This window comes from Paenibacillus sp. FSL R5-0517, assembly GCF_037974355.1.
In the GTDB taxonomy this organism is placed as follows: Bacteria; Bacillota; Bacilli; order Paenibacillales; family Paenibacillaceae; genus Paenibacillus.
On the sequence record NZ_CP150235.1, the window covers coordinates 4868083 to 4884185 of the forward strand.

The window sequence follows — 16103 nt, forward strand, 5'->3', positions numbered from 1 at the left end:
AGAGGTTCTTCAAAAAGTGAAATCAACCCGCTTCGGGTGAAGTCGGCTTTGGTTTCTTAATCTCCTCCGGATATTCTATCCTGGAGTGGAAGATACCCATCACCGTTTCCTTCAATGTTCTGGCGACGATATCCAGTTCGCGCATCGTAAGATCACAATCATTGAATTGATGATCGTCCAATCGTCCTTTAATAATCTTCTCAATCATGGATTCCACTTGCTCCACAGTCGGTTTACGCAAAGATCTCACAGCAGCCTCCACACTATCGGCAATGCCAACAATAGCAGATTCCTTGGACTGAGCCTTCGGCCCAGGGTAACGGAAATCTTCTTCCGTAAAATCAGGTTCAACTCCCGCTTCTTCCGCCTGACGCAGTGCTTTGTGATAGAAAAAGTGGAGAAAGGTCGTTCCGTGATGCTGTTCCGCAATATCCCGAATAGGTTTAGGCAGCTTGTAATCCTTCTGCATTTCCACCCCATCGCGTGCATGAGCAACAATAATGGATTTGCTCAGTTTTGGATCAATTGAATCATGCGGGTTCTCCATATTGTTCTGATTCTCAATAAAATAGATGGGACGCTTCGTCTTGCCAATATCATGATAATATGAACCCACTCGGCACAGCAATCCGTTAGCTCCAATGGCTTCTGCTGCAGCTTCGGACAGATTCCCCACCATAACGCTGTGATGATAGGTACCCGGTGTCTCCGTAAGCAACTTGCGTAGAAGGGGATGGTTCGGATTAGACAGTTCCACCAGTTTGAGTGCTGACAAGATACCAAACGATGTTTCGAAAAATGGCATCAGCCCAATGACCAGTATGGCTGTCAAAACGCCCCCCGCAAATGCAAACCCAACGCCATACAATGTCGTAGTTCGGTTCCAATCGCCCGAGTCAATCAAAGCCAGGGTGAAGACGGCTATCGACCCGAACAGACAGACCATAATAGCCCCTTTCAGGATCGTAGATCGCTGACTGGCCTTATGGGTAGCGAAAATCGCAACAAACGACACGAGCACGGCGAAGAATCCTAATTCAAAGTCAAAAAGTTGACCCTGATGGGTGTTCAAAATGATGCTGGATAACATACCGATCAAGATCGAACATACAAAGGCAAGTGACGTATCCAGCAGCAGTGCAATTAACATTGCCCCTACCGCAACAGGTGCAAGGAAGCCTACATACGACCTCTCATTGGTTTGAATAATCGCCGTCACATGCATAACCACTATCGTAATAATAAAAATGAGAACAAGCATCAACAGCTGCGCATTATTATATTTGAAATGCGTTCCACTGCATTGCTGAATATACATCAGAATTGCTGCCGACAACAGGCAGGAAAACATAAGAAGACCAAGCTGTGGCCAGTAGTTGACTTCGTTTTTCAGCAAATCATTCTCACCCAGCAAAGTATACATCTCCGGGGTGATCATCTCACCTTTGGCAACTAAGGTGTCCCCTTGCTTGATAAAGACGGTTTGCGTGTTCTCACGTGCCTGAACCTTCGCTTCCTTGGTTCCCTCTTCATCGTAGAAGCGGTTAGCGGTCACTACGAGGCGGGCAAGCTCTTGCACTACCTCACGTTGCGTACGCTTACTAAGAGAGCTGACACTTACCATTTCGGCTACTTTGGCACGGGCAGTGGTTGCATCGCTGATCTGATCCGTCATTAACCGGGAAACAATATCCCTCGCAACTGGTTTCATCTCCTGGATATCATCCGATGTCAGGCGCGAGATTTTAATGTAGGTTTCTTCGGGAATACGGTAACTTTGCTCCTGTACCACATTTCTGATCTCTTCCAACAGAGTCTCGGAGTATGTACCGGCTTTCCGATTATTATTGATATAGTTGGTCACAAAGTCCTTATGACGCTGCGGAATTTCATCCCGATAAATATCAATCTTGTCCTGACTTGAAATCTGATCATCCTGATTCAATCGATCTACACGATCAAGCAGGGTTGTCATCAGATTTTCGTTTCGCATCTGCACGATCTGAAATATCGGCTGTACGCGTTCAGCAGCTTCTTCCTGCGCTTTGAGTGTAGCCTTGTTGTTCGGAATCTGCATGGGCGCAGCAATATCCACTTCACTCCGTGTACCTTCCTGAATATCATACCGCTCAGGGAGCAGCTTGGAAGCCAGACTCACGTAGAAAAGAATCACCAGAAACAAAAACAGAAGATAGCGTGCCCACACGCTATACTTCCATCCTGTAGCCTTATTCTGAAAAGATTTGCCTTTTGACGGTTCCTTCGAGGTCACTTTAGACAATCCCTTTCTATGCTTGATTTTCTGCGGCGTGGTTGTAAGCCACGATAATTTTCTGGACGAGAGAATGCCGCACAACATCTTGCTCGGCAAAATGCACAAATCCGATCTCTTCAACTTCGTTCAAGATCGTATTCGCTTCCACAAGCCCGGATTTCTTACCACGCGGTAAATCAATCTGTGTCACGTCTCCGGTAATAACCATTTTGGATCCAAAACCAAGACGGGTCAGAAACATCTTCATCTGTTCCGGCGTTGTGTTCTGTGCTTCATCGAGAATGATGAACGAGTCATCCAAGGTACGCCCCCGCATGTAGGCGAGTGGTGCAATTTCGATTAACCCACGCTCCAGTGCCTTCGCTGTCTGTTCTTGTCCCATAACGTCATACAGGGCATCGTACAGTGGTCGCAGATACGGGTCTACCTTTTCCTGAAGATCACCTGGCAAAAACCCAAGACTCTCGCCCGCTTCAACCGCAGGCCGTGTAAGTACAATGCGTTTGACGCTGCCCTCTTTGATTGCGGCAACAGCCAGTACAACAGCAAGGTAAGTTTTACCCGTACCGGCAGGACCAATGCCAAATACAATATCACGTTTTTTAATTGTAGTTACATAGTGCTTCTGTCCAATGGTTTTGACACGGATTGGTTTACCTCGGTATGTCGTCGTAATCTCGCCCTTGAACAAGTCCAGTAGCTGGTCTGCCCGCATATCCTTGGCAAGTTCAATTGCATACTTCACATCTCTTTCAGTTAACACATATCCGTTGCGTATCAATTGCAGTAACACATCAAATAATTGTTCAAGCGATTCCACCTGCTGTGTGCTGCCAAAAATCACAATTTCCGCTTCGCGGGATGCAATCTGGGCGGGAATCTCGGATTCAATCAGTTTAAGAAAAGTATCTTGGGGTCCAAAAAGAGATTGACCCTCTCCCGCACTCTGGAGCGAGATTTGTATGCTGCGTGTTTGCTCTGACAAATATCCTCATTCTCCTTGACTATGGACTAGCGGAAGTTCCTCCGCAATGCTTTCTTCTACTTCAAATAAGACTTTCATATAAACTTTACCATTCTCTTTCTTCTCATGCAAAATTTTTTCACTTATAATTTTCGTTCCTTTACCGTTTTTGGCAATAATATCGTTCCTTGCTCCTTCTAATCCTTTCGTTCTGGCCCATTCTATCGTCTGCTGCTCCTCATGCTCTCGAGTCTCCAGATCTTTCTCTGTCAGCCAACCCATCGGGAGTGTGAAGGATCGCCACGTCAATGGTCTGTGACTACTCTCGGTATCAAATGAACTGAACGGTGTACTTCCGTACCCCCACAGTTGGATCGCCCATTTTCCCAGTACCATGTAAAAACGTTCTTTGCTCTCACCTGTCATTGTGTTATGTTTTTGCACCAACGGGACCTCTACCTGATACTCACGCCATACCAGGCCACGAACTTCGCCCTTGGCAACGATGGTTTTGGTGTTCTCCTCATCCCCGAGAATCCCCGATATTAATACCTGGCCCTTTTTGACACGCATATCCTTCTGAACAACAGGTCGTCCCTGCTCCGCATAGATTTGAGTGACAACAGCATCTGATTTGCTGATCAGATGTCGGGGATTCAGTAATGGCTCGCGCTTGGGTTGCGCCGATTCCACGACCTGAATGGTAATGGTTGTCCCCTCTTTGCTCACGCCAATCCAGGTTACATCCGGAAGAGCGAGTGCAAGCTGTCTGGAGAGCTTGTCTTGGCTTGGCAAGCGGAACCCCCATTGGAAAGGATATATCCCCTCTTTCTTCGCTGCTGCGAGCACCTCGTCCGTAGGAATGGTAACGTTACCCTTGACCTCTACATCCCATACCATGGATGACAACACAAACAAAGCTGCTACAAAAAACAGCATTCCCCCAAGAAAGAACTTCCTGCGTAATAATCGGGCTGCAAAAAAGGGGAAACCGCTGCGGTGGGTCACTTTCACCCTGCAGCCTGTCCGTTTCAACACAGGACGCAGCCTGAAAAAATGCGGCAGCAGAATGTTCATCTCTGCCACGCGTCCATCGTGAGCACGCAGGTTCCACACTTCCAATCCCTGCTCTGCCACCGTGTTGATCAATGTTTCAATGTCTCCCCCAGTGACCGTGATTCGGACTGCTCCCCGCAGTTTAGACAGACTGGGCTGCTTCATCCGTTCCCCTCCACTCCATTCATATGAATATCCAGAATCGTTCCTTCAACAGCTACTTCATCCGGCAAAATGTTACGTATCACCAAGGCAGTTCCTTTGATCTCCAATTGGCCTTGGGAAAGAGCCAACACGATGCGATCCGGGGTGAAATGGATGACACCGCGATGATTCTCTATATACAGTTGCTTACTGCCGATCAGGGTTAACCGTGGCATATCATAAAGCACATCCTGCGGCAGATCCAACACTTCACTGGTCCATCTGCGCAGCTTGCGGCTGATCCGGGTCATTCGAAGGTCTTCCCCCTTCCTCTACAGTTCAACTTATGCGCAGATTCATGAATTTATGAAAATTCCGGGGCGTGTTAGATACGAATGTTGAGAAAAATGGAGAGAACACAGAAAAAGCCGTCTCCGGCGGCTTGATGCTCACCAGAGACGGCTCTATTTCCGTCCAACAGTTTAACTTCTTTACAGTTTCCCTCTTGTACCAAACGGTTGCTTGGAACGGGGCGGACCCAATACTTCTGCCCATATGACGCCCTTACGAATATCTTCAGGACGAAGTTGGGAATTTCCCGAATCACTTGTGTCAACTTGATCCCAACTAGAATCAGACACAACTGGTTTGTTCGAAGGAGAAAAGCGATTTAGCCTTTCATGAATCAAACGTTGTTGCTTTTCAAATTCTTTGTTCTGTTGGTCAAGCGAACGTTCCATTGCTCCACTAAAATCTCGACTACCTACCTCATCTAAGGTACGTGAAGAAGTTACAGGTCCTACATTGGGCTGATTGTGAGGAGCTTCATCATACTGGTTTTCATAAGGTTCATCATACTGATTGTCATAGGTTTCATCGTAACGAGTCTCACCTGCCGCCTCAGTCCGCGAAGATTGCTGCTTAGAGGTCTGCGCGGGCGAACGCGGGGAGTCGCCACTGCCACCGAAGGTTGGCATCCCGTTTCCAGGTCGCTTTTTGTTCGGATCGGCCGATTTGGCCGCTTTTCCCAAGAAGGAAAAGAGGGCAAATCCAATAACAGCTACAATATACAGATTATTAAAAATCCATTCAAATAGGCCCATATGCACTCACCGCCTATCTTCCGTTTTTGGAATCACCCTGATCGTTGGAATTCGAACCTTCACCAGGTTTTCCCAATGTATTACGCATTTGAGTATCCGCTTCAATATTTTTTAGATTCATGTAATCCATAACACCAATTTTCCCACTACGCAAAGCCTCTGCCATTGCTAGTGGTACTGCGGATTCCGATTCAACCACGCGTGCTCTCATTTCTACAACGCGTGCTTTCATCTCTTGCTCTTGTGCTACGGCCATTGCACGACGTTCTTCGGCTTTTGCCTGAGCGATTCGTTTGTCAGCTTCTGCTTGCTCCGTTTGCAAGAATGCACCAATGTTTTTACCTACATCAACGTCCGCAATATCAATAGACAGAATTTCAAACGCAGTCCCTGAATCCAGTCCTTTGGACAAGACCGTACGAGAGATCATATCCGGATTTTCAAGAACGTCTTTGTGAGAGTTGGAGGAACCGTTCGTACTTACGATACCTTCACCAACACGGGCGATAATTGTCTCTTCACCAGCACCACCGACAAGTCGGTCAATATTGGCACGAACTGTAATTCTTGCTCGAACATTAACTTCAATACCATCTTTGGCTACTGCGGAAACGACTGGCGTTTCAATTACACGAGGATTTACACTCATTTGTACAGCTTGCAATACATCACGACCTGCGAGGTCAATGGCAGCAGCACGTTCAAATTCCAGTGGAATGTTCGCACGTTGTGCAGCAATCAGAGCATTTACAACGCGGTCAACGTTACCACCAGCCAAGAAGTGGCTTTCCAGTTGGTTCATTGAGAGTTTAAGACCGGCTTTGGTTGCTTTAATCATTGGATTAACGATACGGCTGGGCGTTACACGTCTCAGTCTCATCGCTACCAGTGTAATAATACTTACGCGTACGCCGGATGCAATCGCCGAAACCCAGAGCATAACCGGGAAAAAGCTGAAGAATACGCTCAATACGATAATACCTACCACCGCAATGAGCAAAATCGTAATCGTAGATGTGTCCATTGTTTAATTTCCTCCATTTGCAATTTGAATTTGATAAAGACAGTCAGAGAAGACATTCATGAGTGCGCTGCTAAAATAAAACATTGCACCACCTCGCTGGCAGCTTCAGCTTAAGTGGTTATGTACATTGCCGAAGTGTTAATACTTCGACAACAAAGCGAGTTACACCGGCAGTGCTTGTTGAACGACAATCCGGGTACCTTCCGCTTTAATCACAATGATCGGTGTATCAACTGGAATGAAGTCACCATCGGTCACAACATCAATTCGTTCGCCCTCAAACATCGCTGTTCCAGATGGGCGAAGCGGTGTCAGACTGATTCCTTGCAGTCCAATCAACTCTTTGCGTTCCGTAGCAGATGAGTATCCACGTTCCGCAGAGAGACTGTCACTGAGGATAAATCGATTCCATATCCCTCGATCTTTAAACAGCACTGCAATAATAGCAATAACTACCACTGCTGCTCCGAAAGCAATACCCAATGACACAAATGCATCGCTTGTATCATAAGCAGCCCTCACAACACCTGCTACTAGCGCAATGGATCCCAGAATACCCAGTATACCCATGCTTGGTATGAACATCTCTAGAATCATCAGGATGAGTCCGACAGTAAATAGCACCCATGTCTCTGCTCCGGCAAATCCCGCAATGTAATTACCCGAGAAATACAACACGAAACACACGATACCTACAATACCAGGAACTCCAAAACCAGGAACGATCAATTCAATGGCCACTCCTGCGATTCCGAGGAATAGAAGTACTGTCATGACAACGGGATTAGTAAGAAAAGATGAGATATTCTCCGCTGTCGTTCGTTCCACCTTAAATACATCATCCTGACTGTAACCGAGCCAAGCTGCTGCTTCCTCCGGTGTGTTGCTGATGTGGTCGGCATAACCAACTTTCAGCGCTTCTTCAGCCGAGAGCGCAATAATTTCACCTTTTTGCTTGGTTTTATTGATCTCTGGCATTTCAACAACGATGTTAACATCCGTCATTCCAGCTGCAATCTTGCCATCACGACCACTGATTTCAGCCGCTCCCTGCATTTTGCTTTTCCAGAATGCAACAAGCTTCGGATCATCAACATGTTTACCCGTACTGTCCACCATGGCTGCCGCACCAATCATACTGCCTGGTGACATTACGATCTTATCTGCATTCAGGGCCAGAAAACTTCCGGCTGAAGCGGCATCTCCACGGACAAATGCAACAGTCTCAATCGGAGTGTCCTTGATCAGGATACCCAACGCTTCCGCAGTGTCTACACGACCTCCTGGCGTATTGATATCAAGAACGATCAGGCCAGCGTCCATCTTTTCCGCTTCCTTGAACCCGCGTTCCATGAACTTGCCAAGTCCCTGCTCGATTGGTTTATCAACCGGAATAATATATACGGCGCCACTCTTCTCAGCTGCATGCGCTGACGGTGATCCAATCCAGACAGGAAGCAACAGCGTCAGCAGCATTAAGAGCATCAATGGCCCCGTAAGCTTCTTCCGGCGCTTTCCCTTCACAATAGTCCCCCCTTTTCCATTAATGTTATACTGTCCAGCTTATGGTATTTATTACGTGCAATGCAACATTTCGTTTCAAAATCTTAAAATTATATTTGAAAACTTGATCAATTGCAAGAATATAAAACCATAATCATATATATTAACCATTAAAAAGAAATTCGACTTCCCTAAGAACATCCTGAATTAGAATAAATGGAAAAAACACCTTCTGACAAGTCAGAAGGTGTTTATTGATTTGCTTTATTGCAGGAATTGTTGAACTGCTTGATTCACCAGTTTGCCGTCCGCTTTGCCTTTAACTTTCGGCATAAGGGCCGCCATAACTTTCCCCATCTCGGCTTTCGAAGAAGCACCGGTTTCCTGGATGGTCTGCTGTACAATAACTTTAATTTCTTCTTCGGAAAGCTGTGCGGGAAGGTACTGGATGAGTACTTCAATTTCCGCTTTTGCATTTGCCGCGAGGTCTTCACGGCCCGCTTTGTCAAATTCTTGGAGGGCATCTTTGCGCTGTTTGATTTCACGACTCAGAATATCAAGCACTTCGTTGTCATCCAAATCTCTTTTCAAATCTATTTCAAGATTCTTGATCGTCGAACGAATCAACCGAATGTTGGAGAGTCTGAACTTGTCCTTACTCTTCATCGCTTGCTTCATATCTTCGTTCAATCGTTCGCTAAGATTCATGTAGTTAAAATCCTCCTAAAACTTTCTCTTACGAGCAGCCTCGGACTTTTTCTTGCGCTTTACGCTTGGCTTCTCATAATGCTTACGTTTCTTCACCTCAGCCAATACGCCATCTTTAGCGATGGAGCGTTTAAAACGACGAAGTGCAGCATCAATAGTCTCGTTTTTGCGAACTTTAGTTTCAGACACCAGTTTTCCCTCCCTCCGACCAGACCGTCCAAGAGCAATAACACGGTTCATCATCTTTCATTATAGGCGAAAGGTAATAAAGGTGTCAACCTCAATGTAATGATCACTTATTTATATGAGCGTTTGGTCACATATCCATGGACTTCATGCATATGACTAAATCCTCAATAGTAGTACCCATTAGCTCGTTATTGGTGAGAATCCGACAGGCTTGTTAACACGCCAAGTCTTGTACCACCCAACAAATGATAATGCAGATGATGAACAGTTTGTTCTCCATCCTTACCACAATTGTTGATTAAACGATATCCTGTTTCATCCACGCCAAGACGCTTGGCTGCTTCTTGAGCAGCCAGATGGATCTCACCGATCAAAGGCAGATCTTCTGCAGTAACTTCATTCATGGAAGCAATATGTTTCTTCGGAATGACAAGCACATGTGTCGGTGCAGCGGGCTGGATGTCATGAAACACGATAACATGGTCATTCTCCAGTACTTTATTGGAGGGAATGGTGCCCTCTACAATTTTGCAAAATAAGCAATCCATAGTTCATACCCTCCTTTGTATCCCAATGTATGTATTCCCTTCTATCATACTAGAAGTACAAACTCACGTCCAATGTCCAGTCACACAATCAGGTGATCTATGTCAACTCTGCATCTCCTATAAATGTCGGCAAGAATTGGGGCTCACGGATGGTTTGACTCGTATCTCATTTGGATCGAGGTTGTTGAGGATTTACTTGAGGATCTGAAACTTGCATTAAGTTAAGGGCGTTCTGCAGTCCATGCTGAGCTGATACTCGCGTATGGAAATTGACCATTTTCTAAGGAACACAGAACCTCTTAATTGGGGCTCAGGCTCTCATTTCAAAATTATAAGGAACATCAGACACGTTATTTCCCAAAATAACCTCACAACAATGCTGGAAATGGCTGTTTATCCGGTTATAGCGTGTCCCAGATTCTTTAGATTGCTGCTGACGCTTCAAAACCTTGAATAAGATGCCTCAGATTCTTTAGCGCTCATATCATGCTCTTCTCCTACAACCGTAAAACATCAGAACAGCATCAGTTTCACCCGAAACGAAGATTCTTATCTGAATAGAGAATTAAATAGAGAATTAAAGCCATGCGGTGTCTTGATTGTTGCTCACACATGTGTACCTTCTCGCTTTTCGCATATTCAGAATACGATTCGCCGTTTGCTGCTACGAACACGTGAAGACTCGCTTCTGCTTTCAGCAGGTTAACTACACGGTATATGCCATTCCACTTATCATCGACCTTTCCCTAATTAGGGTCCAAAAAAAGGTCATGCCTTACAGAAGTTCGCTTCTGCAAAAGCATGACCTTTGGGATGTTCGGTATGTTGCCAGTTGTATTGCAATGACAGGTCGCGATACATCAGGCTGAGACTCCGTATGTGATAAAACCGCTCTATTTCATACTGCATGGTAGTTTCTTTCCACGAATGAAACATATTCATCCTGAGCTGTTCTTTTTCAAAGGCGTTAAGGAACATGAAAATGACTCACTGTTCGTATGCCTTTATTTCTCAATTTCAATAGTACGGTAAAAGGGTTAACGCCGTAAGCGCAAATAATGGGAGCACCAAACGGTTAAAACGTCTGCGGCCATAACCATAATATGGATAAGGTGTAGGGTAGCCGTAACCTGGATAAAATCCGCGAGTATGACCTATTGGATAGTTCCCTCCAGGCATGGCATTTGGAGCCCAGTTCGCATGATTCATCATGGCTTCCGGTCCAACGGGAACAGCCAGGTAGATCATTTCGTCATCCACATTTTCCATTATGCCATCGTAGTGCATACCGTCATTCATCTGTACACATACATAACGGTGCATGTGTGCCTTGCATAATTTCTTCGCTTCCACTTTTTCCACTTGCCAACGCCTCCCTGATTCTGCTCTTGATCACCTTTTCATGGTATTCAGAACTGGGCGAATTGACACAACCGACGAGAAAACACAAAAAAGAAGCACCCCGTGAGCGGCTTCCTTAGAAGTCTGCTGCGCGGACATCTATTCAGGATACGTCCTGATCAGATGTCCGCCGGGGTACTTAAATAAGGTTTGTCGGCTTAACTGTAGTATAACAGCGGGATGAACCTGTATCTGTGATGAAACTCACTCCGCTATGTCATACAAGCAAGAAAAGAAATATTTTTACAAAAATAATATTCGGTAATAGTGCGTGTTCAAAAGGTCGTTTTCAGCATCAAGAAGATGGGATAAAGCCAGAAATGTCGAGCGTAAAAAAGCTACCTGAGCAACTGCAATGTTTTCCTAGGCAACAACCTAAGCCCCTACTTATTCGGCTATACTTCATATTCGATGTTGATGATGATTCTGCCGCAAGACACCCTTCGTAATCAAAAGCGGACTTTTTGGAACAACCTCAACATTCAGGGGTTTGGGCTATAAGAAACGCTTCTATCCGTGATATTGCTTACATCGTTTCCCGCTACAGGGTCTCCAAGACCACCCGTGAGCCGTTTCCGGCCTCACCTGCCGGAATCACCACAAGCTTGCGCGGCAAGCGTGCACGCAGTTCAGGCACGTGACTGATTACACCAACAGCCAATCGATCGTCATGCAATTTTTCCAGAGACGTAATGACAGTATCCAACAGCTCAGGGTCAAGTGTACCAAACCCTTCATCCAGGAAAAAGAATTGAAGCGGGTACTGACCTCGCAGCTGAATCTGGGCCGACAGTGCCAAGGCCAGTGACAACGAAGTCAAAAACGTCTCGCCACCGGATAACGTCGATACCGGTCGTTTGACTCCTCCGTTGGCATCATCACAGATCACAAAACCACCACCGGAATCCACCTCCAGTGAATAACGTTGTTTGGTCAGGAAGCGCAGACGCTGAGATGCCGCATGACTGACCTGCATCAGTTGTTCCTCCGCAATATATTCAACAAAAGCATTACCTCTGAATGCGGATTGAAGTTTGCTGAGCAGTTCGCCTTGACGGCTGACCTCCAACCGCTTGTTCTCCAGTTCGGTCCAGCGAACATGTCGCTGCTCCACATCCTCCAGATCACGTTCTGCACGTGCTTTCGCACGTAGGGCAGCCTCATCCTGAGCCCGGACCTGCTGCAAACGTTCAGTGCAGGCTAACCACTGCTCCTCCGATACAACTGCACCACCCAGCTTTTGTTCCAGTTCACGCAATTGGGATGCCAGTTCACGCTCACGTTCACGGTGCTGCTGGATCTCGCCCGCCAGTTGTTCCGCTTCCTGGGAAGGCATCGCCGCGGACACAACGGCATCATCCGAGTCGAACGGGGATTGTTCCAGCAATTGATTCCACCGTTCCTGTGCCTGTTGCAGATGCTCTGTTGCCGAGGCGGCAGCCTGCTGAGCCATGACATCTTTCTTGGCTGATTCCTGCTTCAGATGATCCGCTTCTTTGAAGCGTTGTGCCGACTCCGCAGCTTCTTTCCGCAGTCCATCCAGACGAGCCTGAGCTGCAGCAATCAGGTCTTCCACCCGCTGCTCCCCAACCCACTGGCGCAGGCGTTCTTCCTTCTCAGCGAGCAGTTTCTTATTGCCCTGCCACTGCGTTTGCCACTGGATCAGTTGTTTGTCCAATTCCACCAGCTTCTGCTGGAGAGACTGAATGATCTGGTCTTTCTCCTCAAGGAAGGTCACGCTTTTATTCAGACGTTCCTTGATGTCTTCGGCGCGCGCATCGCGCTCCTGCATCGCCTGATAGAGGGCCTTGGCCTCCTCCTGAGCGATGCCCGGCAGTTCCGCGGCCCAGCGGCCCTGCAAGGCAGCCGCTGCAGCCTCGCTCTCGGCCAGCTTGCGCTCCGCCTGGGCGAGTCCGGCACGGCCGGCCTCTTGCGCAGCTGCCGCTTCCATGCGGCGCTGCTGCGCGCCCACAGCCGCCTGCTGCAACGCGGCGGCTTCGGCCTGGAGCGGCGCTGCTGCGATAGCCAGCGCCTGCGCGGCTTCGCGCAGCGCAGCGGCACGCGATGCCCAGCTTGCCGGGGAGCGCCCGTATTCGGGCGACCCGGCGGGCTCGGGCTCCGCTGCCGCAGGCGCGGCCTCGGCTGCGGCAGGAGCTTCGCCGGCCGCAGCGCCAAGCTGCGTCAGCAGGCTGCGACGTTCGTGCAGCTGCTGGCGCAGCCCAAAGCGCAGCTCCTGCAGCTCCGCGTGCAGGCTGCGCAGCAGTTCTAGGTCCGCATCGCCTGCGTGCGGACCTTCTCCCGGCGGCGCAGCCGGGAGCGGGTGATGCGGCGAGCCGCACACCGGGCATGGCTCGCCATCGCGCAGCTCGGCGCGCAAGGCGGAGGACAGCTGGTGCAGCTCCTGCTCGCGCATCGTGCCACGCAGCTGTTCCTCCGCAAGGGCCAGCAGGCTCTGTTCGCGGCTGAGGTCCTGCTCACAGGCAAGCAAGGCCTCAAGACCTGCTGACGCCTGTTCTACGAGATGCTGACGCTGATCACTCAGGCGTCTCTCTTCCTCAGCCGCCGCCTTCAGCTTGTCGGCTCCCTGTTCTGCCGACTGCTTATAGGCTTGCATGTCAGCCTTGTTTTGCTGCAATTGCTCCGCAGCAGTATCCACACGATGCTTCAGTTCAAGCGCCGCCTGAAGAAGCCTGCGTTCCTCTGACTTCACTTCATTCGGCTTGAGGCTCTCCTGTAGTTCCTCACGTCGTTTGCGCCCGCGCTGCTGCAGCTCCTTTTCCTTTTCAAGTTGCTGTCCCAGCGCGGTCTGTTCGCCCTGCCCCTGTTCCAGAAACTGAGCAAGGCGCGAGCAATCGGCTTGAAGCCCATCCCGTTCCCGTTGCAGCTCTTTCGCTTGTTCGAGCTGCTCCAGGCGCAGCATAAGTTTCGGTTCTTCCTCAGTCAATTGCTTACGTGACGTCTCGGCCTTCTCCGATTCCTGAATAGCCACACGCTCATGTTCCAGAGCTTGCTGATGAGCCGTCTCGGCAATATCCTGCCGCTGCTTCTGTGTAGCTGTAGCATCTCGAACCGTCTGCAACGCAGGCAGTATGGCATCTGCCGCAACGGATTGTTTCAGCCGTTGTTCGCCCGCCTCAACCTGTGGCTCCAGAGCCTTCAGCTTCTGCTGTTCATCTGTACGAGCCTGCCGTTCGTGACTTAACTCACGAATTTTACCCAGTTGTTCGGCTTCCTTTGCAGCTTCATCCAGCGCTTTGCGGGACAATTCAGACTGCTGAACAGCAGCTTGAAGAAGACGTTTCGTCTCATCCAATGTTTCCTTGCTGGCATTGCCAAGTCCCTGTTGCTCCGCAGCAAGGGATTGGTGAACCATATCATTATCCTTGACCCGCCGACTTAATTTGATGGCCAACTGGTCCCCATACTTCTCCAAATGGAATAATCGTTGCAGCATCTGGCGACGCTCACTGCCTTTGAGTGACAAAAACTCGGCAAACTTCCCTTGCGGAAGCACCACTGCCCGTGTAAAATCATCCATCTTCAAGCCAATTACATCTTCAACACAGCGATTCACATCTGCCAATTTGTCGGCAAGTACCTGCTCTTCGCCATGGACCGTCTCTATGAATTTGCTGATCGTGTTACTTACCGACACTTCATTATTTCGTTTGAAACGTCGCTCTACCCGGAACCTTCGCGTGCCTTCAGTCGACATCAATTCAAATGTAAAAGCAACCGACAACGAATCCTCTGCATGATTCATAATGCCCTGCGTCCCATTCACCGCACGTTCCACTTTGCCATACATGGCGAGTGTGATGGCATCAAGCAAGGAAGATTTACCACTGCCCGTTGGACCGAAAATACCGAATAGACCCGTCTCCGTCAGCACGGTAAAATCAATCTCCTGCATCTCCCGATAACTTTGAAGTCCGGCAACTTTCAGTAGAATTGGCTTCATCTTTCCTCGACCTCCTCACGCAGACCCGGCTCGTCTTCATCCACAAGTTCAAGGAAAAGCTGTACCAGGCTGTCTTCCGGCTGTGCGCCGCCTGTCTGACGCTGATAGAATTTACGGAATAGTTCATGTACCGGCAGCTCGGATCGTTGCTCCAAAAGTCCTGCTGCAGCCATCTCGGGATACACCGGGCGAATATGAATGATCCCTTCATGTGATTTTCGCAGCTGTTGAATCTCCTTCAGAGACATTGCCTCGTCCAGCCATACTTCCATGTCAATAAAAGCCTGCGGATCACGTCCCTCTTCCAGCCAGCGATATACTTCTGCCAGACCGCCACGTGCCTTCCAGCGAACAAGCGGACGCCCGGACGTCAACAAAACTTCTTCTACCTGTGCAGCTCCGCCCGGGGCCAGATCAACCATCGTGACAGACTTGCTCTGTCCAGCTTCCGAGAAGCTGTAGGCCAGAGGCGAACCGCTATATCGAATTACACCGTCACCTTTGACAGCCTGAGCACGATGAAGATGCCCAAGCGCCGTGTATTGTGCACCAGTCGATAAAGACGAAGGGTCCACCGTGTAGGCCCCACCGATCTGAATCGGACGTTCCGAATCACTCTCAAGTCCGCCGAGCACATAGATATGGCTCATGGCCAAGTTCACGGTATCCGGGCGGAAGGAAGCTGCCAGACGCTGCATTAACATACCCACCCGGTGACTATATGCCTGGCGAAGCACATTTTCGTCCCCATCCGTTGTCAGCAATTCATTCAATCTGGCTTCAGAAGGATAAGGTAATGCCGCAATCTGTCCAGTCTCTCCGGTACGCTTGGCATGGATGGTCACTGCTTCTGAAGTAGGCATACCTACGAGTGTAATGCCCTGCCTGTTCACAAGTGGCGTAACAGAAGCTACACGTTCTGGCTGATCATGATTGCCTGCAATGACCACGAGAGGTCTTCCATGCTCCGTCAGACGCGCTGCAGCTTCATAAAAAAGCTGCTCCGCCGCTGCGGGAGGATTCACCGAATCATACACATCTCCAGCCATCAATATGGCATCCGCCTGCTGCTCATCCGCCAGTCTGACGAGTTCATCAACGAAATCCTCCTGTTCACGCAGTCGGCTTCGTCCTTCCAGCGTTTTTCCCAAATGCCAGTCCCCTGTGTGCAAAATACGCATCGTCCGTTCCACCCCTCTCCCATGTGATATCCATGGTTCTGATTCC

General features: G+C 48.7%; 13 protein-coding genes. All 13 read right to left on the minus strand.

What is annotated here, in order from left to right; translation table 11 throughout:
• Nucleotides 1-22: 22 nt before the first annotated feature.
• The 13 genes from MKX40_RS21685 to MKX40_RS21745 all read right to left on the minus strand — a co-directional run bounded on the left by MKX40_RS21685 (nt 23) and on the right by MKX40_RS21745 (nt 16057).
• Nucleotides 23-2272 (minus strand): HDIG domain-containing metalloprotein, encoded by a 2250-nt coding sequence (locus tag MKX40_RS21685; protein ID WP_339236022.1) that lies wholly within the window; start codon nt 2270-2272, stop codon nt 23-25.
• Between the two features lie 16 nt (nt 2273-2288).
• Nucleotides 2289-3260 (minus strand): PhoH family protein, encoded by a 972-nt coding sequence (locus MKX40_RS21690; protein WP_339236024.1) that lies wholly within the window; start codon nt 3258-3260, stop codon nt 2289-2291.
• A 6-nt stretch (nt 3261-3266) separates the two neighbouring features.
• Nucleotides 3267-4460 carry a sporulation protein YqfD gene (gene yqfD / locus MKX40_RS21695; protein ID WP_339236027.1) on the minus strand — a complete coding sequence of 398 codons (1194 nt, stop codon included), beginning with the start codon at nt 4458-4460 and terminating at the stop codon, nt 3267-3269.
• Entirely contained in the window at nt 4457-4750 is a 294-nt protein-coding gene (yqfC, locus tag MKX40_RS21700; protein WP_017687241.1) for a sporulation protein YqfC, read from the minus strand. Before yqfC ends, yqfD begins: the two co-directional genes overlap by 4 nt.
• A gap of 180 nt (nt 4751-4930) precedes the next feature.
• A complete protein-coding gene (locus MKX40_RS21705) occupies nt 4931-5542 on the minus strand; it encodes a hypothetical protein (RefSeq protein WP_339236029.1) in 612 nt (203 codons plus the stop codon).
• A 13-nt stretch (nt 5543-5555) separates the two neighbouring features.
• Nucleotides 5556-6566: a flotillin-like protein FloA gene (gene floA, locus MKX40_RS21710; RefSeq protein ID WP_339236031.1), complete on the minus strand. Its 1011-nt coding sequence runs from the start codon at nt 6564-6566 to the stop codon at nt 5556-5558.
• 162 nt (nt 6567-6728) lie between these two features.
• On the minus strand, nt 6729-8051 hold the full coding sequence (locus MKX40_RS21715; RefSeq protein ID WP_339243149.1) for an NfeD family protein: 1323 nt from the start codon (nt 8049-8051) through the stop codon (nt 6729-6731).
• A 282-nt stretch (nt 8052-8333) separates the two neighbouring features.
• Complete coding sequence (locus MKX40_RS21720; RefSeq protein WP_062835503.1) at nt 8334-8777, minus strand: GatB/YqeY domain-containing protein; 444 nt, start codon at nt 8775-8777, stop codon at nt 8334-8336.
• 15 nt (nt 8778-8792) lie between these two features.
• Complete coding sequence (gene rpsU / locus MKX40_RS21725; protein ID WP_005547957.1) at nt 8793-8966, minus strand: 30S ribosomal protein S21; 174 nt, start codon at nt 8964-8966, stop codon at nt 8793-8795.
• Between the two features lie 188 nt (nt 8967-9154).
• Nucleotides 9155-9514: a histidine triad nucleotide-binding protein gene (locus tag MKX40_RS21730; RefSeq protein ID WP_339236033.1), complete on the minus strand. Its 360-nt coding sequence runs from the start codon at nt 9512-9514 to the stop codon at nt 9155-9157.
• Nucleotides 9515-10531: 1017 nt separating this feature from the next.
• Nucleotides 10532-10837, minus strand: a complete 306-nt coding sequence (locus MKX40_RS21735; RefSeq protein ID WP_339243151.1) for a hypothetical protein — start codon at nt 10835-10837, stop codon at nt 10532-10534.
• 619 nt (nt 10838-11456) lie between these two features.
• Nucleotides 11457-14876 carry an SMC family ATPase gene (locus MKX40_RS21740; RefSeq protein WP_339236034.1) on the minus strand — a complete coding sequence of 1140 codons (3420 nt, stop codon included), beginning with the start codon at nt 14874-14876 and terminating at the stop codon, nt 11457-11459.
• Nucleotides 14873-16057, minus strand: coding sequence for an exonuclease SbcCD subunit D (locus MKX40_RS21745; RefSeq protein ID WP_339236037.1), 1185 nt, complete (start codon nt 16055-16057; stop codon nt 14873-14875). Before MKX40_RS21745 ends, MKX40_RS21740 begins: the two co-directional genes overlap by 4 nt.
• Nucleotides 16058-16103 lie beyond the last annotated feature (46 nt).